Annotated in this window: 17 protein-coding genes; 12 read left to right on the forward strand and 5 right to left on the reverse strand. The window is 67.9% G+C overall.

Going from position 1 to position 24,370, the window contains the following annotated elements:
- Positions 1 to 9 precede the first annotated feature (9 nt).
- Positions 10 to 1,734 carry a sugar ABC transporter ATP-binding protein gene (locus HB677_RS09400; protein WP_255546450.1) on the reverse strand — a complete coding sequence of 575 codons (1,725 nt, stop codon included), beginning with the start codon at positions 1,732 to 1,734 and terminating at the stop codon, positions 10 to 12.
- Positions 1,731 to 2,825 (reverse strand): substrate-binding domain-containing protein, encoded by a 1,095-nt coding sequence (locus HB677_RS09405; protein ID WP_213815439.1) that lies wholly within the window; start codon positions 2,823 to 2,825, stop codon positions 1,731 to 1,733. The genes HB677_RS09400 and HB677_RS09405 overlap by 4 nt, the downstream gene beginning before the upstream one ends.
- A gap of 161 nt (positions 2,826 to 2,986) precedes the next feature.
- Here HB677_RS09405 and HB677_RS09410 point away from each other — a divergent pair, with 161 nt between their 5' ends.
- Positions 2,987 to 3,562, forward strand: coding sequence for an acireductone dioxygenase (locus tag HB677_RS09410; RefSeq protein WP_213815440.1), 576 nt, complete (start codon positions 2,987 to 2,989; stop codon positions 3,560 to 3,562).
- Between the two features lie 282 nt (positions 3,563 to 3,844).
- Here HB677_RS09410 and HB677_RS18830 read toward each other — a convergent pair whose 3' ends face one another.
- Positions 3,845 to 5,080, reverse strand: coding sequence for an acyl-CoA dehydrogenase family protein (locus HB677_RS18830; RefSeq protein ID WP_213815441.1), 1,236 nt, complete (start codon positions 5,078 to 5,080; stop codon positions 3,845 to 3,847).
- Between the two features lie 138 nt (positions 5,081 to 5,218).
- On the opposite strand from HB677_RS18830, the gene HB677_RS09420 reads away from it, so the two are divergent.
- From HB677_RS09420 to HB677_RS09430, 3 genes are all read left to right on the forward strand, one after another.
- A complete protein-coding gene (locus tag HB677_RS09420) occupies positions 5,219 to 5,869 on the forward strand; it encodes an FMN-dependent NADH-azoreductase (RefSeq protein ID WP_213815442.1) in 651 nt (216 codons plus the stop codon).
- Positions 5,870 to 6,086: 217 nt separating this feature from the next.
- A complete protein-coding gene (locus tag HB677_RS09425) occupies positions 6,087 to 6,863 on the forward strand; it encodes an SDR family NAD(P)-dependent oxidoreductase (protein WP_213815443.1) in 777 nt (258 codons plus the stop codon).
- 6 nt (positions 6,864 to 6,869) lie between these two features.
- Positions 6,870 to 8,744 carry a DUF4436 domain-containing protein gene (locus HB677_RS09430; protein ID WP_213815444.1) on the forward strand — a complete coding sequence of 625 codons (1,875 nt, stop codon included), beginning with the start codon at positions 6,870 to 6,872 and terminating at the stop codon, positions 8,742 to 8,744.
- Here HB677_RS09430 and HB677_RS09435 read toward each other — a convergent pair whose 3' ends face one another.
- Positions 8,745 to 9,350, reverse strand: a complete 606-nt coding sequence (locus HB677_RS09435) for a TetR/AcrR family transcriptional regulator (RefSeq protein ID WP_213815445.1) — start codon at positions 9,348 to 9,350, stop codon at positions 8,745 to 8,747.
- A 124-nt stretch (positions 9,351 to 9,474) separates the two neighbouring features.
- On the opposite strand from HB677_RS09435, the gene HB677_RS09440 reads away from it, so the two are divergent.
- From HB677_RS09440 to HB677_RS09475, 8 genes are all read left to right on the forward strand, one after another.
- On the forward strand, positions 9,475 to 10,995 hold the full coding sequence (locus HB677_RS09440) for an ABC transporter substrate-binding protein (protein ID WP_213815446.1): 1,521 nt from the start codon (positions 9,475 to 9,477) through the stop codon (positions 10,993 to 10,995).
- Between the two features lie 84 nt (positions 10,996 to 11,079).
- Complete coding sequence (locus HB677_RS09445; protein ID WP_213815447.1) at positions 11,080 to 12,021, forward strand: ABC transporter permease; 942 nt, start codon at positions 11,080 to 11,082, stop codon at positions 12,019 to 12,021.
- Complete coding sequence (locus HB677_RS09450) at positions 12,018 to 13,847, forward strand: dipeptide/oligopeptide/nickel ABC transporter permease/ATP-binding protein (RefSeq protein WP_213815448.1); 1,830 nt, start codon at positions 12,018 to 12,020, stop codon at positions 13,845 to 13,847. Before HB677_RS09445 ends, HB677_RS09450 begins: the two co-directional genes overlap by 4 nt.
- A 17-nt stretch (positions 13,848 to 13,864) precedes the next feature.
- The gene (locus HB677_RS09455) at positions 13,865 to 14,728 is read left to right on the forward strand and encodes an ATP-binding cassette domain-containing protein (RefSeq protein ID WP_213815474.1); all 864 of its coding nucleotides are present in this window, start codon (positions 13,865 to 13,867) and stop codon (positions 14,726 to 14,728) included.
- Positions 14,721 to 16,946: a beta-galactosidase gene (locus HB677_RS09460; RefSeq protein WP_213815449.1), complete on the forward strand. Its 2,226-nt coding sequence runs from the start codon at positions 14,721 to 14,723 to the stop codon at positions 16,944 to 16,946. The genes HB677_RS09455 and HB677_RS09460 overlap by 8 nt, the downstream gene beginning before the upstream one ends.
- Positions 16,947 to 16,951: 5 nt before the next feature.
- Entirely contained in the window at positions 16,952 to 19,420 is a 2,469-nt protein-coding gene (locus HB677_RS09465) for a glycoside hydrolase family 3 protein (protein ID WP_213815450.1), read from the forward strand.
- Positions 19,417 to 20,946 (forward strand): glycoside hydrolase family 43 protein, encoded by a 1,530-nt coding sequence (locus tag HB677_RS09470; protein WP_213815451.1) that lies wholly within the window; start codon positions 19,417 to 19,419, stop codon positions 20,944 to 20,946. The genes HB677_RS09465 and HB677_RS09470 overlap by 4 nt, the downstream gene beginning before the upstream one ends.
- Positions 20,946 to 22,775, forward strand: coding sequence for a DUF5605 domain-containing protein (locus tag HB677_RS09475; RefSeq protein ID WP_213815452.1), 1,830 nt, complete (start codon positions 20,946 to 20,948; stop codon positions 22,773 to 22,775). The genes HB677_RS09470 and HB677_RS09475 overlap by 1 nt, the downstream gene beginning before the upstream one ends.
- On the opposite strand, the gene HB677_RS09480 is transcribed toward HB677_RS09475, so the two are convergent.
- Complete coding sequence (locus HB677_RS09480; protein ID WP_213815453.1) at positions 22,772 to 24,313, reverse strand: serine hydrolase; 1,542 nt, start codon at positions 24,311 to 24,313, stop codon at positions 22,772 to 22,774. The genes HB677_RS09475 and HB677_RS09480 overlap by 4 nt on opposite strands.
- Positions 24,314 to 24,370: the final 57 nt, after the last annotated feature.

Genomic DNA, 24,370 nt, shown 5'->3' on the forward strand with positions numbered 1-24,370 from the left:
TTCACTTCTTTACGCTTCGGGAAAATCTGTCGGGAAAACGGGAGCGTCGGTGCCGCGCGGGCCCCGCTCGGAGTCGGTCGCGGTGGCGGCATCGCCGTCGGAGGAGGCGTCGGCGCCGATGTGGGAGCCCGAGTCGGCGCCAGAGCCCGACCGCGCGGCCAGGAACGCCGCGACGAGTGCCTCGCGGTTGGTCTGGTCTGAATAGACGTCGAGCACAATTTCGCCGGCGACGAGCACGATGATCCGGTCGGCGACCTCGAGGATCTCGTCCACATCGCTGGAGAGCACGATGGCGGCGGCGCCCGAGGTGGCGAGTGTTCCCAGCCGCGCCCCGATCTCACGGCGGGCGGCGATGTCGACACCGCGGAACGGTTCATCCAGAATCGCCAGCTTGGGCCCGGCCGACAGCCACCGGCCCACAACGACCTTCTGCTGGTTGCCACCGGAGAGGTCGTCGATGGATGCCTCGGCACCCTTGGTCACCACGTCGAGCGACGCGATCACGGTCTCGGCGCGTTCCGTCTCGCGCGAGCGCACGAGCATGCCGAACACCGAGGTCTCGCGCAGGTACGGCAGGGAGATGTTCTGGATGAGCGACCACCCGGGCAGTACGCTCTGGCGCTGGCGGTCCTCGGGCACGAGCACGACGCCGGCGCGCAGCGCATCGGAGGGGCGCTTCGGCGCGTAGGGCGCACCGGCGAGTTCGAGGGTTCCGGCGGGTGCCTTGCGCAGGCCGGCGAGCAGTTCGGCGAGCTCGGACTTGCCCGCCCCGATGAGCCCGAGAATTCCGAGCACCTCGCCGCCGCGCACCGCGAGGCTGAGCGGGGCGGACTCGGGCAGCAGGGTCGCCCCGGTCACGCGGGCGACGACCTCGGATCCGCGCTGTGTGATCGCGTGCGGGTGCTCAAGGTTGGTGGCGCGGCCCAGCATGTCGTGCAAGATCTCGTGCCACTCGAACGGCCGCACGGTGTCGCTCTTGACAACGCCGTCGCGCAGCACGACAACACGATCGGCGAGGGCCTCGATCTCGCCGAAGCGGTGGGAGACGTAGACGATGGACAGCCCATTGGTGCGCAACGCCCGCAGCACGCCGAACAGGCGGTCAGCTTCCGAGGCGGTCAGGGCGGACGTCGGCTCGTCGAGAATCAGCAGACGCGGGGTGCCCCGCAGGGCGCGGGCGAGGATGAGCAGCTGGGCGTCCGAGATGCTGAGATCCGCGGCATCCCGAACCAAAACAGAGTCGGGCCAGTCGATACCGAGCGTCGCGAGGGCTGCCCGGGCGTTGGTGAGCGCTGCGCGCCGGGAGCGGAGTGGATGCCTCGCGGCCGACGCCAGGTCGTCGAGGGTGACGTTCTCGGCGACGCTGAGTCCCGGAACGATGCCATCGGCCACCTTCTGGTGCACGGTGGAGATGCCCCGCGCCTTTGCCTGAACGGGGGAGGAGAGGTGGACGGTGGTTCCGTCGATGGCGATGGTGCCCTGATACCGCGGGTTCGCGCCCGACAGGGCTTTGATCATGGTGGACTTGCCGGCGCCGTTGGCTCCGAGCAGGGCGGTGATCTCGCCGGGACGGAAGGCGAGGGTCACGTCGCGCAACACGAGGTTGGACCCGAACGCCACCGACAGCCCGGTGAGGGAAACGACTTCGGGGACGCCCGCGAGGGAGGCGACCTGTCGGCCGCCTCCCTCGGAGTCACCCGTTGCCGGGGAGGTTGTTACTTCAGGGATGCTCAAGAGACTGCGGGCAGCCAATCTGCGACCGCGATGTCGTCGAGCGAAAGGGCAGGCTCGGCGTTGCGGAGGTCGGTGATGGTCTTGATCGACTTGCTCGTGAGGAAGTCCTGCGTGATGGTCACGGCGGGGAACTGCACGTCGTCCTTGTAGAGCTGGCCGGCGAGCTTCAGAGCGATGGAGCGCACGACGCCGGCGCCGACGGCTGCCGGGTCGGTGGCCGAGGTGGCGACCCACGGGCTCTTGTCCGCGAGGATCACGTCGAGGTCGGCGTTGGAGATGTCGATGCCGTAGACCTTGACCTTTCCCTGCAGGTTGTTCTGGGTGACTGCCTGGACGACGCCCTTGGTGATCTCGTCGTACGGGGCGAAGATCGCCTGCACGTCGGGGTTCTGCTTGAGCGCGGCATCCACGAGGGGAATGTTATCGGTTGCGGTGGATTCCGTGACCTTGCCGGTGGAGAAGACCTGGTCGAGCTTGTGCTCGGTCACGTACTGCTTCCAGATGACCGCGCGGCGGTCGAGGGCGGCGTAGCCCGTCGCGGAGACGTAGCCAACCTTGGCTCCGTCGCCAACATCCTTGATGAGCTGGTCGAGAACGCCGGTCGCCATCGACTCGTCGGACTGCGAGGTGGTGACCACGCCCGTGGCATCCGTCAGCGCCAGGTCGTAAACGGCGATGGGAATTCCCGCCGCGACGGCCTTGGTGATGAGGGGCTGCAGGGTGTCCGTCAGGCCGTGGTCGACGATGATCGCGTCAGGCTTGTTGGCGATGGCCTGCTCGAGGTCGCTCGCCTGCTTCGCGTTGTCGTTGCGCGCGTCGGAGATGGTGAGGTGAATGTTCGCGGCCTTGGCCTGAGCTGCTGCGCCCGCGCCCCATCCCTCGAAGTAGTCGCCGGCGCCGGACTGGCGAACGAGCGCGATCTCGACGGCCTTGTCGGTGTTGAAGGGAGCGGGAAGCGGGGCGGATGCCACGGCCGCCGGCGTCGTCGAGGCGCTGGAGGAGCTCGTGGCGCCGTTGGACTGCGCGCAGCCCGTGAGGGCGAGGATGACCGTTGCCGCGAGGGCGACGGTCACACGGCGGGTGGTTGCCATGGGGTGAATCCTTTCGATGAGCCGGGTCGCTCGACGGTGGTGCAAAGAGTGTGGAGTGTGATGATCGAAATTCAAGCAGCCCGGGGCCCGGGGCCACGATTCGTATGACTTTGTGTTACCGAAGTTAGGTGTGCCTCACTCGTGAGTCCTAACATTGGGCCATGACTTTGTTGACCGTCTGGGACGAAAACACACCCGAAACTCCCGAGCTGCAGACCCGGGACGCCGCCGTCATCACCGACATCCTGTCGGGACTCGGTGCACGCTTCAGTCGCTGGGAGCTCAAGCCGCTCTCGGACGACCCCACGCAGGAGGAAGTCCTCTCTGCATACAAGGACGACATCGACGCCGTGAACGCGGTGCAGGGCTACACGCTCGTCGACATGTTGAAGATCCTTCCCGACTCCACCCCTGACTACGCGCAGGTCGCACTCGACTCCCGCTCGAAGTTCCTCGACGAGCACCAGCACGATGACGACGAGGACCGCTTCTTCGCGCGCGGCAGCGGGGTCTTCTACCTCCGCGCCAACGGCAAGGTGCACGCCGTGTTCTGCGAGGCGGGCGACGTGATCTCCGTCCCGGCCAACACGACCCACTGGTTCGACATGGGAACCGCTCCCGAGTACATCTCGGTGCGCTTCTTCCACGATGACGACGGCTGGGTGGGTAACTTCACCGGCAGCGGCATCGCCAAGAACTTCGCGACCTACGACGAGCTGGCTTCGGTCCCGGCGTAATTCGCACCCGCGCGTGGCCCCGCTTTCGGGGTGCGCGGGAGGCCTCGTGCGGCGCCTTTTCCCGGGCGCGCGGGGGCCCTGCGATACCCCGGTTTCGGGGTGGCGGGAGAAGCTGGCAAGCGGCGGGAGTTACGACTCCCGCCGCTTGCTTTCTTTTCCCGCCAAAACCTGCGTTAACTCCCGCCGAACGCGATGACTCCCGCCGAACGGGAACTCCCGCCGAACACGAGGGCCCCGGCCAAACGGGATAGCTCCCACCAGGCGGCGGCCGCTCCGGGCGGACTAGCTGTAGGCGCTCGGGGTGGGGTGGGCTCCGGTCAGCGCCCAGTCGCCGACCTCCTGCGCCTTGTAGACGACGGGATCGTGCAGCGTGATGGTGCGGGCGTTGCGCCAGAAGCGGTCGAAGCCCGCGGAGGTGCTGGTCGCACGGGCGCCGGTGAGCTCGAAGGCCTTCGCCGTGACATCCAGCACCGTGCGCGTGGTGAAGACCTTGGCCGCGGCAATCTCGATGGCGGCATCACCCCGCTCGGCGTCGGTGAGATCCCAGCCGCGGTCGATCGCGGCCACGAGAGCGTCCGTCGCGCGCCACGTGAGGGCATCGGCCGCCCGGGTCTGCGCGGTGAGTTCGCCGATGATCTGACGGATGTACGGGTCATCCACCGCCGAATCCACACCCGAGGTGGCCCAGGCGCGGGTCTTGGTGCGTGCATAGTCGGTGGCGTCGGCCAGCGCCCCCTCGGCGATGCCGACGTGCAGGTGGTTCATGACCAGCTGGTAGAGCAAGATCGAGAGCGAGCCGCGCGGCTGGTAGGCGGGACCCGACTGCTCGTTGGGTCCGAGCACGTTCGCGTCGGGGACGAAGGCGTTATCGAACGACACCGACCCGGACGCCGAGAGGCGCTGGCCCATGTTGTTCCAGTCGTCATGGTGGATGACCCGGGGCTGGGTCGCATCGATCACAATGGCGAGCACTTCGCCGGTGTCAGCCCGGGTTCCGCTGGCGGTGACCCGGTCGGCGACCTGCGCGCCCGTGGCGAAGAACTTGCGACCGGAGACGGTGAAGCCGCCCTCGACGGGAGTGAGGGCCAACCCGGCGTCGCGCGGGTTACCGGCGCCACCCCAGAAGAGGGATTCCGCGGCGAGGTCGCGGAACTGGCCGTCGATGACGTCGGCGTTGGCGTTGAGCTGCACGCGCCAGGAGTTGACGAAGTGGTAGCCGAAGAGCTGGCCGAGCCCGCCGTCGGCGCGGATGATCGGGCGGATGGCGGTGAGGACTGCGTTCCAGTCGAGGCCGCCACCGCCGAGGTCGGTGGGCACGAGGGCCGGGACGAGACCGCTGGAACGGAAAGCGGCGACCTGCGCAAACGGGGCGGCGCCCTCGTGGTCGTCGGCGATGGCGTCGGCGGCGAAGCCCTCAGCGAGATGCGCGGCCGCCGCGATGGCGTCGGTGACGGAGGTGATCGCCGGGGTGCTTGTGGCGCCGGAAACGCCGAGGTCGGGTACTGCTGCTTCGGGCACGCTTGTTCTCCGTGATCTGACGGGTGGGACGAGATAACTATGCTCCTGCCGGGGAGCCCGACGGTATTCGCGTGACGCCCTGTTGCGGCATCCTCCCCTCCATGGGTGCTGTCGGGGGCCGAACCTAGGATTGTGGGCATGCCTACTCTCCTGCACCTTGACTCGTCCGCCGACACCGAGGTGTCCCGATCCCGCGCGATCACGCGCGCGTTTGCCGACGAATGGCGTGCGCAAGGCCCCGACTTCACCGTTGTGTACCGCGATCTGCACCGCGACCCACTGCCGCACATCCCGGCCGCGGCGCTGCACTGGCCCGAGCGTCTGCGCCCCGAGGGATCGGTCGTTCCGGCGGATGCCGAGGCGCTGCAGGCCGAGGTCATCAACGAGCTGCTGGCCGCCGACGTGCTGCTGGTGGGCGCTCCGCTCTACAACTACTCGGTGCCGTCGAGCCTCAAGGCGTGGATCGACCACATCCACGTGCCCGGCGTCACGGCGCCCTTCGACGTGGACACGCAGCCGCTGGCCGGCCGTGCCGCGGTGATCGCGACCAGTCGCGGCGGATCGTATGACGCCGGCTCCGCCACCGCTGACTGGGATCATGCGGTGCCCGTGCTCGAGTTGATCCTCGGCACGGCGCTGGGGATGGAGACCTCGGTCATCACCACGAGTCTCACCCTTGCCGAGACGGTGCCGGCGCTCGCCGAGGATCTCGAGCGCAGCCGCACGGAGTTCGCCGAAGCGCTGACGGCGGCCGCAGCATCCGCCCGCTCCATCGCGTCGGGTTTTTAGCACGCGCGACGACGAACCCGGCGGGAAAAATTGTCGCAAGGCGGGAGCTGTAGCTCCCGCCGCGTGCTTCGTTCTCCCGCCACAACCTGCGCGTTCTCCCGCCGAACGAAAAACGGGCAGCCCGCGTGCCACGAATAGCTAGCGAGTGTTCGCTTTTCGCGGGTGGGGCCAGTAGTGTCGATCTCGCTGGGGCTGGACCACTCAAGGGAGAGTAGATATGACCACCGCACTCGTCGGAAAGACCGCGCTCGTCACCGGCGCCGCGTCGGGCATTGGCCGGGCCGTCGCGACACGATTCGCCCGCGAGGGAGCCACCGTGATCTTCGCGGACATCGACGGTGACGGCGCCGCGGAGGCGGCCAGCGCCGCGGGCGGGCTCTCGTCGGGTGTGCGAATGGATGTCACGGACGAGGCCAGCGTCGAAGCGGCCTATGCCGAGGTCGTGAACCGCGGACTGCGCGTCGACGTCGTGGTGGCCAACGCCGGGGTGCAGCTCTTCGGCCGGGACAACAAGATCGCCGAGGTGGAGCTGGAGACGTTCCGCCGCACCGTCGAGGTGAACCTCGTCGGGACGTTCCTGACCGTCAAACACGCGGTCCGGGCGATGCTCGCGGACGCCGACGACTCGGGCGCCACCGGTGGCTCCATCATCCTCACCGGCAGCCCCACCGCGCTTAACGGTGAGGGCGCCGACTTTGCCTCCTACAGCTCCTCCAAGGCCGGCGTTCATGGCATGGGCCGCGCCGTCGCCATGGCATATGCCAAAAATGGCATTCGAGTGAACACGGCGGTTCCCGGGTACACCGAGACCCCGCTGGTTGCGGCGATTTCGGGCGACCTCGAGGCGCGGGCCGCGATCACCTCGCGCATCCCGCTCGGCCGGCCGGGTTCGGCGGCTGACGTGGAGGGGATCATGGTCTTCCTCGCGAGTGACGAATCCGCCTACGCGACCGGGAGCGAGTTCCGGGTCGACGGCGGAATGACGACGTTGTAGCCGGCGATGACCGACGACGCGGATGACTGGAACGACGGCGAACCCGCGCCCCGGGTCATCCACTCGGGGCATTGGTCGATCACGCTGCGCGGCGACTCCCTCTCGGACGTGCGCCACGACGGCGAGCTCGTGCTGCGGGCGATCCGCGTCGTGGTGCGCGATCACGACTGGCGCACCATCCCGGCGACCGTCGAGTCGGTGGATGAGCGCCCGACGTCCGCGGGTCTCGAGGTGCGGCTGTCCGTGCGCAACCACGGCCTTGGCGTCGATTTCGCCTGGGCCTGCCTGCTGACGCTCGCGGACGGCGAGCTGCGGTTCGACGTCGAGGGCCGCGCGCTGTCGGGGTTCCGGCGCAATCGCATCGGCATCGTGGTGCTGCACCCGACGGAGGTGGCGGGCTCCCCGCTGGAGATGCGACACGGGTCGGGGGCAGCGGATGACACGAGCACCGCGTTTCCCGTGGAGATCGCGCCCCACCAGCCGGCGATAGACGTCGCGGGTCTGGCCTGGCGCACCGCAGCGGGTGAACACGACCTCGCCTTCCGGGGGGACGTGTTCGAGATGGAAGACCAGCGCAACTGGACGGATGCCTCGTTCAAGACCTACAGCACGCCGCTGTCGGAGCCGTTTCCCGTGCAGCTGCGCCCGGGCGATGTCGTGCGGCAGGGGATCGTGCTGCGGACGCGGGCCCTGGCGCCGTCGGGGGAGTCCGTGGCGCCGTCCGCAGGGCTCGCGGCGCCGTCCGGCAGTTCTGCGGAACCTCCGGGCGATCCCGCACGCTGGAGGGTGCGACTGGTGAACCAGGGGCGCGTTGTGCCGCAGATCGTGGTGGGCGCGTCCACGGCCCCGCGGGACGACGCGGCCCCGCGGCTCGGCCGCGCCCTTCCGGTTCTGGTCGAGCTCGACACCCGCGCCGCGAACTGGCGGGCAGCCCTCGACCGCGCAGTGGAGGACGCACGCGGGGAGCCGCTCGACGTGCGCATCATCGCGTCGGACGTCCAACGCGGCCCCTCGGGCGATTCCGCGCCCGGCGACCCCATCGCCGGGGTGCTCGACGCGCTCCGCGGGGTACCCCTGCTGCGGATTGGCGTGTTCGATCCGGCGACTCACTGCAGTGAGCCCGGGCAGTGGAAACGGCTGCGAGTGGAAACGGCGGCCCGGGGCATCCGTGTCCCCCTCGTCGGCGGGACGCGGGCGCACTTCACCGAGCTGAACCGGCAGCACGAGCGACTCCTCGATACCGGGCGCGACACCGACGGTGGCGGCATCGCCGGCACCGACGCCCTCACCTTCAGCATCACGCCGCAGATGCACGACTCCGGCCGCGATCAGGTGATCGCGTCCCTCGCGGTGCAGCGGCTCGTCGCCGAACAGGCGGTGCGCATCGCCGCCGGGCGTGCGGTGCACATCGGGCCAGTGACCCTGCGGGCGCGCTTCAACGCCGTCGCCACGGAACCACCTCCGCCGGCGGCGGAGCCCACCGTCGACGCGGGCTACGGCCCCGAGTTCGTCTGGCGGGCGACCGACCCCCGGCAGCGTTCCCGCGGGTTCGCGGCGTGGCTCATCGCGTCGGTCGCAGCTCTCGCGGTTCCGGGGGTCGAGAGCATCACGGTCGGAGAGGCGTGGGGTCCGCGCGGCGTCGAGAGCGCCGCGGACGAAGCCCTCACCTGGATCGCGGACATCGCCGGCTGGGTACTCCTCGGGCCCGTCGGCGAGCTGGCACCCGGGGTCGCGGCGATCGCCGCCCGCCGCAACGGCATGACCGTGGTGCTCGCCGCCAACGTTGGCGCAGAGCATCGCACGATAACGATCGGGGCAGCGGATGTCCCGGACAGGGTCATCACCCTGCCTCCGGCGTCAGCGCTCCGAATCGAGGTGTAGCTACAGGTCGATCGTCAGGAGGGGACGCACGTACCTGCGTACTTCTTCGACCATGTCGATCGAGTCCCGGTCGAGTAGCCACTGAACCTGCAGGCCGTCCATGAGGGCAATGAGGGTTCGCGCCGCGCTTCCCGGATCCACGTCGGGCGCCAGCTCACCGCGCGACTTCATGAGCTCGAAGGATTCGGTCGCGATGCCCACCACGTAGGAGTAGCGGTTGATGAAGTAGTGGTGGGCGGGGTGCTCGGGCGAGGTCGCCTCGGCCGACAGTACGCAGTACAGCTCGACGAGTCCGGGCACTCCCGAGTTGTACTCGACGAGGTCAACGAGCCCGCGGATGGTGTCGATTCCCCCGTCCGGCGTCATGTTCATTCGCTCGCGCGAAATGTCATCGCGCAACTCGAGGACTCCGGCGAGAAGCTCGTTCTTGTTGGAGAAATGATGCAGGAGTCCCGCCTGGCTGATGCCCACACGCTCGGCGATCTCGCGGATCGATCCGTTGCGGAATCCCGAGCTCGAAAACACCTCGACACCGGCGTCGAGGATCTCGCGCCGGCGCTCGGCGGTCTTCGCATAGCTGCCACGCAGCGTCCCTGGGCTACCCATTTGGTGAGAGTAACACTAGTTTTCGCCGAATTTTTGAAAACCTAGTGACTATTCGTTTTTTGTGTTAGTTTCCTTTCCCAGAGGTGGTCCAACGGAGGATCCCCCGATCTGAAAGGGACCAACGATGTTCCGATGGAAGAGGCTCGCGGCAGTTGCTGCCGTGGCCGCGATCGCCCTCACGGGGTGCGCGGCAAACACCGGATCCACCAGCGCCGCAAGCAGCACACTCACGCTCGGGGTACTCGTACCCGCAACAACGTTCTCGGCCGAGGGTATGAACTGGGCAAATGAGTCGCCCTACGGCCAGGCGGTCTACGACGGTCTGGTTCGCGCAAACCCGGACGGTGAAATCGTGCCGTGGCTCGCCACCAAGTGGGAGTACAACGCGGACAACACCGTGCTCACCATGACCCTTCGCGATGACGTGAAGTTCTCCGACGGAACTCCTTTTACAGCGGATGTCGCAGCGCAGAACATCATTCGTTTCCGTGACGGCGACTCCGCCAACAAGTCGTTCCTTGTCAACGTCGCTGACGCCAAGGCGGTGGATGCCACGACTCTGCAGATCACGCTCAAGGCGGCTGATCCGGCACTGCTGACGTACCTGTCGCAGAATGCCGGACTGCAGGAAAGCCCGAAGGCGTTCGACAGTGCCGACATCAAAACAAAGCCCGTCGGCTCGGGTCCGTACCTGCTCGACAGCACCTCGACAGTCATCGGATCCTCCTACGTCTTTACCAAGAACCCCGACTACTGGGCGCCGGACGACCAGCACTACAGCAAGGTTGTCTACAAGGTGTTCACGACACCAACTGCCCTGCTCAACGCGGTCAAGGGTGGTCAGGTCAACGCCACGAACACCTACGACAACACCACGCTCGACCAGATGGAAGCGGTGGGCTTCACCACCAACAAACTCGAGCTCAACTGGACGGGCCTGATCCTGTTCGACCGCGGCGGCACCGTCTCCAAGCCGCTCGCCGATGTGCGGGTTCGCCAGGCGATCAACTACGCGTTTGACTCGGCCGCACTGCTCAAGGCGGTCGGCAAGGGCTACGGCACGGTGACCGGCCAGATCTTCCCGACCAACTCGCCGGCGTTCGACGCAGCTCTTGACACCACGTACTCCTACGACCCGGCGAAGGCGAAGCAACTGCTGGCCGACGCGGGATACGCCAACGGCTTCACTCTCGACCAGCCGAGTTCCGCGTTCTTCGGAACCGCGATCTACACGCTGATCTCGCAGCAGTTGAAGGACGTGGGCATCACGGTCAAGTACACCGACCCCGGCAACAACTTCATCGCCGACCTGCTGGCGCCCAAGTACCCGTCCTCGTACATGACGCTGCAGGAAGACCCGAGGGCATGGCAGATCGCGAACTTCGCCCTCACGCCCGAGGCCACCTTCAACCCGTACCACTACGTGGACAAGACGGTGGTTGACCTGACCGCGAAGATCCAGACGGGCACGACCGCGGAGGCCGACCAGGCCGCCAAGGACCTCAACGCCTACATCGTGAAGGAGGCGTGGTTCGCTCCCTGGTACCGCCAGCAGTCCAGCTTCATGACGGACAAGAACACCACCACAACGGTGCAGCAGGGCAATGCCTACCCCTACCTCTGGAACTTCCTCCCGAAGTCCTGAGTCTCGACCCGAGCGGGTCGCCTCGTCCACAGGCGACCCGCTCGTTCTCTTCCCCGTAGTCACTGCCGACGCAAAGGAACAACGATGTTGACTTTCATCCTCCGGCGGATCGTGTCTGGCGTAGTGCTCGTCTTCGTCATCTCGACCGTCGCCTACTTCCTCCTCTACCTCGGCGGTGGCGACATCGCCCGCCGCATTCTCGGGCAGTCGGCGACGCCCGAAACCGTCGCCGAGAAGACCCACGCGCTCGGCCTCGACCGACCGCTGATCGTGCAGTACGGCGACTGGCTGGCCCACGCGCTTCGGGGTGACTTCGGGGCGTCATGGTTCACCGGCGAGCCGGTCGCTACCGCGATCACCTCCCGGTTGGCGGTCACTCTCTCCATCGTCATCGGCGCGACGCTCATCAGCGCTGTCGTCGCCGTCGTGCTTGGCGTGCTCGCCGCCACCCGCCGCGGGTGGATCGACCGGGTCGTGCAGGTCATCTCCATCCTGGGTTTCGCAGTCCCCGGATTCCTCATCGCTCTGGGTCTCGTCTTGATCTTCGCCATCAACCTCGGATGGTTCGCGCCCACGGGATACGTGCCGATCGAGACATCCTTCTCCGGCTGGATCGGCACCGTCACCCTCCCGATCGTCGCCCTGTCCATCGGCGGCATCGCCGCGATCGCCCAACAGGTGCGCGGTTCCGTGATTGACGCGCTCCGGCAGGACTACGTGCGCACGCTCCGCAGCCGGGGACTCTCCTCCGGCCGCGTCATCTACAAGCACGTGCTGCGCAACGCCGGCGGACCGGCCCTCGCCGTGCTCGCCGTGCAGTTCGCCGGCCTCCTCGGCGGCGCCGTCATCGTCGAGCAAATCTTCGCGATCCCCGGCATCGGGCAGGTGTCGGTGAGCGCGACCTCCCAGGGGGATATCCCCCTCGTCATGGGCCTGGTGCTCGCCACCGCCGCACTCGTGGTGATCATCAACCTGCTTATCGACCTGCTGCAAGGCTTCCTCAACCCCAAGGTGCGTCTCTCATGATCGAACCCGTTGTCGCCGTCCCCACCCCCGCCGACCTGGCGCGTGCCAGCCGCGTCTCGCTCTTCCGGCGCCTGCTGAAGAACCCCACCGGCATCATCGCGCTGGCATTTCTCGTGCTCATCGCCCTCAGTGCGATCTTCGCGTCCCTGCTCGCGCCGCACGATCCGGATCTGCCGGACATCAACGCCATACTGACAAACAGCGGCCCCGGTCATCTGCTCGGCACCGACAGTGCTGGCCGCGACGTGCTCTCCCGCCTCCTGTTCGCCGGTCGCTTCAGCCTCGCCGGGGCCTTGCTGGCCCTCGTCATCGCCGCCGTGATCGGGGTGACAGGCGGACTGATCGCCGGGTACTACGGCAAGTGGTTCGACTCGGTGTCGTCCTGGCTCGCCGGAATGATCATGGCGCTGCCGGGCATCGTCGTGCTGCTGGCCGCGCGTGCAGTTCTCGGACCCTCGATGTGGTTGTCGATGGCGATCTTCGGTGTGCTCATGTCTCCCGCCTTCTTCCGGCTCGTCTACGCGTCGGTGACCGCGGTGCGAAACGAGCTGTATGTGGATGCCGCGCGGGTGTCGGGTCTCAGCGATGCCCGCATCATCGGCAAGCACATCCTCACGGTGGTGCGAGCCCCGGCGATCATCCAGGCCGCGATCATCGGCGGCATCGCGATCGCCATTCAGGCCGGACTCGAGTTCCTCGGACTCGGGGACACGACCATCCCCACCTGGGGAAGCATGCTCAACGACGGCTTCACCAACATCTACTCGAACCCGGCGCTCATCCTCTGGCCGAGCCTCACCATTGGGCTCACCTGTATCGCGCTGACCCTGCTGGCCAACGCCATGCGCGACGAACTCGAGCGCAGCGGATCGGTGCGCAAGCGCAAGAAGAAGTTCCTCGGCCAGACGGTCTCCATCGAGCGTGAGCCGGTCATCGTGCACCCCGAGGTGGTGGACGAGGAGCGTTCGTTCGGCGAGGAGTTGCTTCGGGTCAGCGATCTCGCAGTCGGCTACGACCAACCCGATGGTTCGGTGAAGGTCGTCGTCAACGACGTCTCACTCGTGGTGCGCCGCGGCGAGGTGCACGGTCTGATCGGTGAATCCGGGTCCGGCAAGACACAGACGGCGTGGAGCGTACTTCGCCTGCTACCCGAGGGCGGTCGCATCGTCGGCGGATCGATCGTCTTCGAGGGCACCGACCTCGCGGGCGCATCCGAGAAGCAGATGACGCGCATCCGGGGCAAGAAGATCGCCTATATCCCGCAGGAGCCGATGTCCAACCTCGACGCCTCCTTCACCATCGGCAGCCAGCTGGTGGAGCCCATGCGGGTGTGCCTCGGGCTGTCGAAGAAAGACGCCACTGCGCGCGCCCTCGAGCTGCTCGCGAAGGTCGGTATCCCGAACCCCACGCGCACCTTTGCCGCCTACCCCCACGAGGTCTCGGGCGGCATGGCCCAGCGCGTGCTCATCGCCGGGGCGATCTCGTGCGAACCCGACCTGCTCATCGCCGACGAGCCCACCACCGCGCTCGACGTGACGGTGCAGGCCGAGGTGCTCGACCTGCTGCGCGAACTGCAGCGGGAACTGCACATGGGCGTGATTCTCGTCACCCACAACTTCGGTGTTGTCGCCGACCTCTGCGACCAGGTATCGGTCATGCGGGGCGGCCGCATCGTCGAGACCGGCCCAGTCCGCTCGATCTTCGCGGACCCGCAGCACGAGTACACGAGGGCGCTGTTCGACGCAATTCTCGAAGACGGCGAGGCGCGGGGCGATCTCGTCACCTCGCCCCCGGCCGCGGTCGGCCGTCACGGAGCACTCTCATGAGCACGAAGGAACAGACAATGGATGACTCGCTGCTCACCGTCGACAACGTGGTTGTCGAGTACCCGATCAAGGGATTCCGCAAGCCGCCGTTCATGGCGCTGAAGGGGGTATCCCTCGACATCCGCCCGGGTGAGACCGTTGGCCTCGTCGGCGAATCCGGCTCCGGCAAGACCACGCTGGGCCGCGCTGTTCTCGGACTCGCCCCCGTCACGGGCGGCACCATCACCTACAAGGGACAGTCGATCGCGCACCTCGGCCGCGCCCAGCGTCGCGCCCTCTCCAGCGAGATCCAGGTGGTCTTCCAGGACCCGTACACATCGCTGAACCCGTCGCTCACGATCGAGCAGATCCTCGCGGAGCCGCTGACCGTGCGCAAGGTTCCTGTGAAGGATGCCTCCCGCCGCGTGCGGGAACTCCTCGACCAGGTGGGGCTGCCGACGAACTCCGCCGACCGACTGCCGCGCGAGTTCAGCGGTGGCCAACGCCAGCGCATCGCCATCGCGCGGGCTCTCGCCCTCGATCCGCGTCTCATCGTGTGCGACGAACCGGTCTCCGCGCTCGACCTCTCCACACAGGCCCGCGTGCTCGACCTGTTCAAGGAGATCCAGGAACGCACGGGCGTCGCCTACCTCTTTGTGTCCCACGACCTCGCGGTGGTGCGGCACCTCAGTCACCGCGTCGCCGTGATGTTCCACGGTGAGATCGTGGAGTGGGGCGATGGCGACCAGGTGACGGCCCGCCCGGAGCATCCGTACACGCAGCGGCTGTTCCTCGCCGCTCCCGTGCCAGACCCCGTGCGGCAGGAGCAGCGCCGCGCCGACCGCCAGCGTCTTCTCGCCGTGCAGGCGGAGCAGGACCTGCAGGCCGGCGCCCATGTCTGAGCCCGCCGCGGTCGACGCACCCGGGCAGCGCCCGCACCCGATCACCCACGACGGCATCCGTTTCGGCGCCGCCTTCTACACCGAGTACCAGCCGAGCGGCAGGCTCGACGAGGACCTCGACCTGATGAAGGAGGCGGGGTTCACGGTCATCCGCGTCGGTGAATCCGTCTGGTCGACCTGGGAGCCGGAGGAGGGAGTCTTCGACCTCGACTGGTTGCAGCCCGTGCTCGACGGCGCCCACGCCCGGGGCATTGGCGTTGTGCTCGGCACCCCCACCTACGCGATCCCCCTGTGGATGAAGCGGCTGCACCCGGAGGTCGCGGCGGACAGCGCGTCGGGGGTACCGATGAACTGGGGGTCGCGCCAAGAGATGGACTTCACCAACCCGGCCTACCTCTTCTACGCCGAACGCATCATCCGCCGGGTAATCGGGCGCTACCGCGATCACCCGGCGATCATCGGGTATCAGGTGGACAACGAGCCGGGCATCCGCCTGCTGTACAACCGGGGCGTGTTCCAGAAGTTCGTCGACCACCTGCGCCACACCTACGGCGACGTTGAGACACTTAACCGCGAGTGGGGGCTCGTCTACTGGTCGCACCGGCTGTCCACCTGGGACGACCTCTGGCTGCCCGACGGTAATTTCCAGCCGCAGTACGACCTCGCCTGGCGCCGGTTCCAGGCGGGACTGGTCACCGACTTCATCGGCTGGCAGGCGGAGCTCGTGCGCGAGCTGGTTCCCGCAGGCACCTTCGTCACGACGTGCATTTCGTACGACCAGCTCGGGGTGGAGGACGTCGACCTCTCGGCGAACCTCGACGTTGCCTCGGGCAACGCGTACTACGAGATGGAAGACTCCCTCGCCCACCCCAGCACAGACCCCCGGTCGACAGGCTGGATCGTCAAGGGCACCTGGGCGCTGTACCAGCTCGCAGATCTCATGTACTCGTCGAAGGGCGCGCCCTTCCTCATTACCGAGACGAACGCCTCGTCCATCGGCCACTCGTCGCTGAACTTCTCGCCCTACGACGGGCAGTGGCGGCAGGCAGCATGGGCGCTGGTCGCCCGGGGCGCCCGCATGATCGAGTACTGGCACTGGCACACCCTGCACTTCGGCGTCGAGACCTACTGGGGTGGAATCCTCCCGCACAGCCAGAAGCCCGGCCGCACCTATCGCGAGCTCGCCGCGCTCGGCGCCGAGTTCGCCCGGGCCGGAGCCGCGGTCGCCGAGTCGCTTCCCCAGTCAGACATCGCGATGCTCTACGACTCCGACAGCAAGTTCGCGCTGTCGTCGCAGGCCCCGTTCACCGCACCCGGGCAGTACTTCGACCCGGACGCCTACCGCCGCATCTTCTCGTCCTTCTACCGCGGTGCGTTCGACGCCGGCCTGCAGGTCGAGCTGGTGCGGCCGCAGCAGCTCTTCGGTGCGCGCGATGCCACCGGCGTCGGCAGCGGTGGGGCGGATGACGCGGGGCGGGGCGGACCCGCGGATCCGGGCGACTTCGCCGCGAGGCATCCGGTGCTCCTCGTCCCCGGTTTTTTCACGGCTGGCGACGACGACCTCGACTGGCTCGACGCGTACGCCCGCGCCGGGGGACACCTCGTGCTCGGACCCCGCAGCGCGTACGCCGATCGCGAGGGACGTGCCCGCACCGACGTGCAGCCCGCCCGCCTGACCGAGGCGGCCGGCCTCTGGTACGACGAGATTGCCAACCTGCCCGCTCCGATTGTGGTGAGCGCGGCGGATGACTCGGGCTTCGTGCTCGCCGAGGGTGCGGCCGCGACCGACTGGGTCGACGGACTGACGCTCAGCGGCGCAACCGAGTTAGCAGGTTACGAGCACCTGCACTTCGGCCGCTGGAGCGCGATCGCCACGGCGGTGCGCGGATCCGGGCGGGTCACCACCGTCGGCACGGTGCCGAACCAGGCGCTCGCCGCATCGCTCGCACGTTGGCTGGTGCCGTCCCCCGTCGCGGGGTGGACCGACCTGCCGCCGAGTGTGACGGTGTCGAGTTCTCTCGTCCCGGACGGAAGCGCCGGCGCCGGGGCATCCATCTATTACCTCCACAACTGGTCGTGGGACCCCCAGACGGTGACGACTCCGCTCGCCGTAACTGACCTCCTCGGTGACGGGGAATTCGGCCAGGGATCGACGATCGAGCTTGGCCCCTGGGACGTGCGGGTCTTCTCCACACGAGTTACGAAAGCAAAAGGATAGGAATCATGACGAACGAGACGCTTGACCAGGGAACCCTGGACGCACGACTCGAAGCGCTGCTGGCAACAATCTCCCTCGAGGAGAAGGTGCAGTTGCTCACCGGCCGCGACTTCTGGACGACGTGGCCGATCGAGAAGATCGGGCTGCGGCGCATGCTCATGTCCGACGGCCCGTCCGGCGTGCGCGGCGAGGTGTGGGACGAACGCAGTCCCTCGCTCAACCTGCCGTCGGCCACGACGCTCGCCTCCTCGTGGGATCTCGAGATGGCGGCGCGCTACGGGGCGGCCGCGGCGGTCGAAGCCCGGAGGAAGGGTGTCGACATCGTGCTCGGACCCACCATCAACCTGCACCGCTCGCCGCGGGGTGGCCGCCACTTCGAGGCGTTCAGCGAGGACCCGGTGTTGACCGCGGAACTCGCCGCCTCCTACGTGACGGGGGTGCAGGACAACGGGGTCGGGGCGACCCCCAAGCACTACATCGCCAATGACTCCGAGACGGACCGCTTCACCATCAACGTGGAGGTCAGCGATCGCGCGCTGCGCGAGCTGTACCTGTTCGCGTTCGAGAAGGCGATCGTGGAGTCGAAGGCGTGGCTCGTGATGAGCTCGTACAACTCCATCAACGGCGTGACGGCAACGGAGAACGAGCTGCTCGAGACACCGCTGAACTCCGAGTGGGGCTTCGACGGCGTCGTGGTCAGCGACTGGACCGCCGTGCGGTCGATCAACAGTGCGCGTTACTCGCAGGACCTCGCGATGCCGGGTCCTCCCGGCCCGTGGGGAGACAAGCTGCTCGCCGCGGTGCGGGCGGGCGAGGTCGAGGAGTCGGCGATCGACCGCAAGGTGCTGCGCCTGCTGAAGCTCGCGTCGCGCGTCGGTGCGCTCGAGGGGTTCGACCCGATGTCTGCGGCGCCCCTCCGGGTGGAGGACGGCATCGCGTTCACCCGCGAAGCCGCCGCTGCTGGCACGGTGCTGCTGCGCAACGAGGGTGAACTGCCGTGGGATGCGGCGGCCGTGTCATCCGTCGCGGTCATTGGGCACAACGCCAAGTTCACCCGCAGCCAGGGCGGCGGAAGCGCCACGGTCCTGCCCGAGCATGTGGTGTCCCCGCTCGAGGGAGTGCGCGAGGCGTTACCCCACGCGACGGTGACCTACTCCGTCGGCGCCGTGGTGCAGGAGGGTGTCGCCGAGCTGCCGCTCGAGCGCATCACCGACCCGGTGAGCGGCGAGCCGGGACTGCTCACGCGATTCCTCGGCGTCGATGACGAGGTGCTCTTCGAGGAGCACCGCGGTGCGACCGCGCTCGTCTGGTTCGGTGGCGACGCGCCGATCGCGCTGTCCCACCGTCTCGAAGTCACCACCCAGTACCTGCCCGAAGAGACCGGAACGATCCTGTTTGGCTTTGCCGCCGTCGGTGACCTGCGCCTGTACGTCAACGACGAGCTGGTCGTCGAGGCGTCGGTCGAGGCGGAGGGCACCGACCTGGGCGCCGCCTTCCTCGCGCCGCCGACGCGCTCCGCCCCCGTTGCCGTGACCGAGGGCGTCGCGATCGATATCCGCGTCGAGTACGACCTCGCGGGTCGCGAGGGCGAGTTGTCCAACGCGCTGTCGTTTACCTTTGGGATCGAACCGGATGACTCGCGCCCGGACGAGCTCATCGCCGAGGCGGTGCAGGCTGCGAGGTCCGCCGACGTCGCGCTCATCGTCGTCGGAACGAACTCCCGTGTCGAGTCGGAGGGCTACGACCGCACCTCGCTCGAACTACCGGGCCTGCAGGATGACCTCGTGCGCGCGGTCGTCGCGGCCAACCCCCGCACCGTCGTGGTGGTGAACGCTGGCGCACCCGTCGAGATGCCGTGGCGCAACGCCGTCGCCGCCGTTCTGGTCGGCTACTTCGGCGGACAGGAATTCGGGGACGCGGTCGCCGACGTGCTGCTGGGCCTCGCCGAGCCGGGAGGGCGGCTTCCCACCACGTGGCCGGCCCACGAATCCGATGTTCCGGTGATCAACACCGAGCCCTGGAACGGGGTGCTCCACTACGACGAGGGCATCCACGTCGGGTATCGCGCGTGGCTGAAGGCGGGGGTAACCCCCGCGTACGCCTTCGGGCACGGGCTCGGCTATACCTCGTTCGAGCAGAGCGACGTGTCGGCGCCGCAGACCGTCGCCGCGGGTGACACCGCCACCGTCGGGGTCACCGTCACCAACACCGGCGACCGCCGCGGCAAGCACGTCGTGCAGGTGTACGCCGAGCGTCCCGACTCCACCATCGACCGTCCCGTGCGCTGGCTTGTGGGGTTCGCGCCCATCGAGCTCGACGCGGGCGCGACGGAGCGCGTGAGCATCACCGTGCCGAGCCGGCTGCTCGCCCACTGGAGCGACGGCTGGCAGTACGAGGCGGGCGTCTTCACGTTGCGCGTCGGTACCGCCGTCGACACCCTTCCCCTCGACACCACCCTGGAGCTGACCGCATGAGTGCCACGACAACCGCCGGGGGAACCACCGGCACCACCGAATACCCCAACCCGCTGATACCCGGGTTCAACCCCGACCCGAGCGCGGTGAAGGTCGGCGATGACTATTACCTCGTGACATCCACCTTCGAATACCTGCCCGGGATTCCCGTCTACCACAGCACCGACCTCGTCGACTGGACCCAGATCGGCAACGTGGCGACGCGGCCGGAGCAGCTCGACCTCGCCACGATCCCCACGCTGGGCGGGGTGTGGGCGCCGACGATCCGCTTCCGCGACGGCGTGTTCTATGTAATCGTGACCGTCGCCATGGGTGGCGGGTGTGTGGTCTTCACGGCGACCGATCCGGCGGGGCCGTGGAGTGACCCGACCCTGCTCTCGGGCATCGCGGGCATCGACCCGGACCTCGCGTGGGGCGACGACGGCACCGCGTACGTCACCTTCTCGGGGCTGACCACGACGGGCCCGGACGCCGGCGCGCACCACGGTGTGCAGCAGGTGAAGGTGGATCTCGAGACCGGCGAAGTGCTCGAGGAGCCGCGGTCGCTCTGGTCGGGAACGGGACTCAAGTTCCCCGAGGCGCCCCACATCTACCATCGCGGACCGTGGTGGTACCTGATGATCGCCGAGGGCGGCACCGAACGTGGACACGGGGTGAGCATGGCCCGGGGCCTCTCGCCCGAAGGTCCGTTCACCGGGTTCGACGGCAACCCCTTCCTCAGTGCGCGCAGCACGTCGCGCCCGATCCAGAACACGGGCCACGCCGACCTGATCGAGACTCCGGACGGCGGCAGCGCGCTCATCCTGCTCGGGATGCGGCCGCGGGGGATGACCCAGGCCTTCTCCGCCCTCGGACGGGAAACCTTCATCACCACCCTCGCGTGGAAAAACGACTGGCCGGTGGCGGAGCCGGTGATCCTGCGCCCGCGGGCAGGGGAGACCCGCTACTCGATCGATTTCGCCGGCGTGGATGCGCTGGATGCCGGCTGGCTCGCCATCCGTCGCGTTCCCGCCGAGGTCGCGGCGATCGACGGCGGAAAGCTCGTGCTTCACGGCGAGGGGGCGACCCTGGATGACACCCGACCGGTGTTCCTAGGACGCCGCCAGCTCAACCAGACCGCCCGGGTGTCGACGGTGATCGACGCGTCGTCCGGTACCGGCGGCCTCGTGGTGCGGTACGACGAGGATTACCACACCGAAATCGAGGTGTCCGGAACCCGGGTCACGGGCCGGGTGCACCTCGCGGGCGTTGCCCAGGAGTGGACGCTCGAGGTCCCCGCCGGCCCCCTCGAGCTGCGCATGTCTTCCGTGCCGATCGCCGCGGGCTTCGGTCCCTCCCAGCTCAGCTCCGACCGGATCATCCTGAGCATCGTCACGGGCGGAGAAGAAACAGTCATCGCCGAGACCGACGGACGCTACCTGTCCGCCGAGACTGCGGCGTCCTTCACCGGGCGGGTCATCGGCGTGTATGCCGTCGACGGCACGGTCAGGTTCGACCGCTTCGACTATGTGGGGTCGGAGGACTGATGCCTATCCACGGATTCAGCGCCGATTCCGTCCTCGCCGATGTGCTCGACAATCCCGAGGGCCGCTCGATCGTTCAGGCGCACCTGCCGATCATCAACTCGCCGATGCAATTGCAATTGCGTGCGCTCACGCTTGGCCGCGTCGCCGAGATCGGCGTCATGGCCCGCGCCAACGGCGACGCCCTCGCGGCCATGTGGGAGCAACTCGCCCTGCTCGATGCCGGGACTCCGTCGGTGAGAGTGGATGCCCCGGCCATCGTTCCCTCGCCCGGGTACGAGTCCGACCGGATCTTCGTTGGCTCGGCAGCGCTCAGCTATCCCCGCGATGCGGGGCTGTGGGACACCGTCGAGATCGTCATCGGCGGCCCCAGCCACGGCAATCCCTTCGTCGACGTGGATCTGGACGCGACCTTCACGCTGGCCGCCGACACCGCTGATACTGACGACACCGCCGACACCGACACCACCACCGACGGCTCCGGCGCCCCGGGCGGCCCCGTCTTCGTCGGCGGGTTCTACGACGGTGACGGCCGCTACCTCCTGCGGTTCCTGCCCCGCGCCTCCGGCGAGTGGAGCTTCGTCACGCGCTCCAACGCGCGGTCCCTGCACAACCTCGCCGGAACGATCACTGTGACCGATCCGGAGGAAGGAAACCAGGGAGTCGTGCGGGTCGCCGATACCTTCCACTTCGCCTACGACGACGGAACGCGGTACCTGCCACTCGGCACGACCGCGTACGCCTGGACCCACCAGCCCGAGGCCCTGCAGGAGCAGACCCTCGCGAGTCTCGGCGATGCCCCGTTCACGAAGATGCGCATGTGCATTTTTCCCAAGTCGTACCTCTTCAACACCAACGAACCCGAGATCTTCCCCTTCGAGGGGTCGCTCGAGGACGGCTGGGACTTCACCCGGTTCGTGCCGGAGTATTTCCAGCACCTGGAGCGCCGCCTTTCCGAGCTCGAGGCGCTGGGGATCGAGGCAGACCTCATCCTCTTCCACGCCTATGACCGCTGGGGCTTCTCCGACATGGGCACGGCGGCCGACGACCGTTTCGTGCAGTACCTCGTGCGCCGGCTGTCGGCTTTCCGCAACGTGTGGTGGTCACTGGCGAACGAATATGACCTGCTGTGGAGCAAAACCGAGGCCGACTGGGAACGCATGGCACGGGTCATCCGCCGCAATGATCCGACCGACCACCTGCTGTCGATCCACAACTGCCTTGCCTTCTACGACTACGGCCGCGACTGGGTCACGCACTGCAGTGTGCAGCGCATCGACGTGTACCGCACGTCCGAGAACACCGACGCCTGGCGCCAGCAGTGGGGCAAGCCGATCGTGATCGACGAGTGCGCCTACGAGGGCGACATCGACCAGGGCTGGGGCAACATCACCGGCGAGGAAATGACGCGCAGGTTCTGGGAAGGAGCCATCCGCGGCGGATATGTCGGCCACGGCGAGACCTACCTCAACGATCGCGAGGAGTTGTGGTGGTCGAAGGGTGGCGAGCTGGTGGGCACGTCGCCCGACCGCATCGCCTTCCTGGCGCGCATCACCGCGGAGTCGCCGAGCGGTGTGCTCGAGCCGCTTGACGGGGACTGGGATGTCCCGTGGGGCGGCCATGGCGACGAGTACCGCATCGCGTACTTCGGTTTCAACCGACCGAGCTACCGGGACGTGACGGCTCCGGCCGGCCACACATACGCCGTGGATGTCATCGACACCTGGAACATGACGGTCGATCGTCTGCCCGGCACGTTCGAGGGAGCCTTCCGCGTACCGCTGCAGCCGGCCCGCCAGTACATGGCGGTGCGGCTGACGGCCCTCGACTAGCTCGGGGGCAGCACAGGCAGGTAGTGGCGGCTCACCGGGCCGTCGCTCCCGCTACCCTCGGCGGGTTTCGCGGGGGCGATGTTCAGGCGCTGGATCATGCTCGGCGTGGTCTCGGTCATCTCGAGCTTCAGCTCGAGGTCGCCTGCCTGCCCGGGAATGGTCCACACCAGGTGCGCGCCCGACAGCGCCCACGACAACCGCTGGCGCAGGGGAGCGACGCCACCCGCGGGCAGCAGCCCACCGATCTCGGTGACGGCCTTGTCGAGGCGACGCTGGCGCTCCTCGGCGGGCACGTCGTCGAGCAGGTTCGGACTGAACAGGTCGCTCGCGCCCAGCACGTGACCGAGAGACAGAATGGATGCCTCGATGCCGGCGGCGGCCTCGATGGTCTCGGGCCACAGCGTGATGCTGCGGGCCGGGGCATCCACTTCCTCCATCACACGACGCAGGATGGCTGCTGCCGGCCCCGCGGGCTTTGCGCCGTTGGTGTTGGCGAAGACGGCGACGCCGATGCCGGACTCCAGGTGCCAGCGCATGTTCGTCGAGACGCCGGGCAGGCCGCCCGAGTGGTGGGCGAACGGGCCGAAGCGGGAGTCCTCCTCGACGAACAAGCCAAAGCCGTAGCCGATGTTGTCGATACCCGTCTTGGCGGAGCGCTCGTCGACGGCGGCGACGGGCGTGTGGATGCGCTGCATCAGGCGGCGGGAGGCGCGACTGAGGATGGCGTCGTCCGTGTTGGTGGCGTCGAAGCTGCTGGCGAGCCACGAACTCCAGCGCGCGATATCGGGGAGCGTGCTGTACATGCTCGCGGCGCAGGCGCCGGCGCCCGAACCGTCGCCGATGAACGGCCGGTCGAACCAGGTGGCTCCCTCGTCGAATGACTCGAGGCTGTGGGCGATGCCGGCGCCGGACTCGCCGCCCTCGGGGAAGACCCGCCAGTCGTAGCTCGTGCGGGTGAGGCCGAGCGGTTCGAGGAGGGTTTCGGTGGCGAAGTTGTCGAACGGCTGGCCGGAGATGTTCTCGACGATGAGGCCGAGCAGCCAGAACCCGAAGTTGGAGTACTGGTAGGCGACGTCGGGGTAGTCGGCGAACTTCACGCCGGCCTTCACCTGGTCGAGGAAGCCCTCACGGCTGAGGCGCAGCTCGTAGTCGGCCCAGGCGTTGTCCTCGGGCATGCCGGACGAGTTGGCCATGAGCATGCGGACGGTGATGGGGATCTCGACGCCGGCGGGGTCGACGAAGTTCCGGAACTCGGGCACGTGGGTGCGCACGGCGTCGTCGAGGTTCAGCTGGCCGCGCTCTTGAAGCACGAGCACGGCGGCGACAAGGAAGCTCTTCGACATCGAGGCGATGCGGTAGATCGTGTCGACCTCGGGCGCGCGGCCGTCGCGGGTGAATTGGCCGACGCCGTGGTGGAAGACGACTCCGTCACGGTCCCAGACCGCGTAGTTGAGCGACGGTGAGACGACATCGGAGCCGTCGAACCAGTGGGCGAGCTCGGTAGAGAGTGCGTCGGAGAGTGTGAGGCGGTCGGTCATGAGACCAATCAATCACACTCGCGGGGGTGCGGGCGCGTCAGTGACCGATCATCGCGA

Origin of the sequence: Glaciihabitans sp. dw_435 (assembly GCF_018449675.1) — a bacterium.
Lineage (GTDB): Bacteria > Actinomycetota > Actinomycetes > Actinomycetales > Microbacteriaceae > Glaciihabitans.

Excerpts from the sequence above, each read along its gene's own strand:
- HB677_RS09405 (WP_213815439.1), bottom strand. The coding sequence starts at position 2,825 with ATGGCAACCACCCGCCGTGTGACCGTCGCCCTCGCGGCAACGGTCATC.
- HB677_RS09410 (WP_213815440.1), top strand. The coding sequence starts at position 2,987 with ATGACTTTGTTGACCGTCTGGGACGAAAACACACCCGAAACTCCCGAG.
- HB677_RS09420 (WP_213815442.1), top strand. The coding sequence starts at position 5,219 with ATGCCTACTCTCCTGCACCTTGACTCGTCCGCCGACACCGAGGTGTCC.
- HB677_RS09425 (WP_213815443.1), top strand. The coding sequence starts at position 6,087 with ATGACCACCGCACTCGTCGGAAAGACCGCGCTCGTCACCGGCGCCGCG.
- HB677_RS09430 (WP_213815444.1), top strand. The coding sequence starts at position 6,870 with ATGACCGACGACGCGGATGACTGGAACGACGGCGAACCCGCGCCCCGG.
- HB677_RS09435 (WP_213815445.1), bottom strand. The coding sequence starts at position 9,350 with ATGGGTAGCCCAGGGACGCTGCGTGGCAGCTATGCGAAGACCGCCGAG.
- HB677_RS09440 (WP_213815446.1), top strand. The coding sequence starts at position 9,475 with ATGTTCCGATGGAAGAGGCTCGCGGCAGTTGCTGCCGTGGCCGCGATC.
- HB677_RS09445 (WP_213815447.1), top strand. The coding sequence starts at position 11,080 with ATGTTGACTTTCATCCTCCGGCGGATCGTGTCTGGCGTAGTGCTCGTC.
- HB677_RS09450 (WP_213815448.1), top strand. The coding sequence starts at position 12,018 with ATGATCGAACCCGTTGTCGCCGTCCCCACCCCCGCCGACCTGGCGCGT.
- HB677_RS09455 (WP_213815474.1), top strand. The coding sequence starts at position 13,865 with ATGGATGACTCGCTGCTCACCGTCGACAACGTGGTTGTCGAGTACCCG.
- HB677_RS09460 (WP_213815449.1), top strand. The coding sequence starts at position 14,721 with ATGTCTGAGCCCGCCGCGGTCGACGCACCCGGGCAGCGCCCGCACCCG.
- HB677_RS09465 (WP_213815450.1), top strand. The coding sequence starts at position 16,952 with ATGACGAACGAGACGCTTGACCAGGGAACCCTGGACGCACGACTCGAA.
- HB677_RS09470 (WP_213815451.1), top strand. The coding sequence starts at position 19,417 with ATGAGTGCCACGACAACCGCCGGGGGAACCACCGGCACCACCGAATAC.
- HB677_RS09475 (WP_213815452.1), top strand. The coding sequence starts at position 20,946 with ATGCCTATCCACGGATTCAGCGCCGATTCCGTCCTCGCCGATGTGCTC.
- HB677_RS09480 (WP_213815453.1), bottom strand. The coding sequence starts at position 24,313 with ATGACCGACCGCCTCACACTCTCCGACGCACTCTCTACCGAGCTCGCC.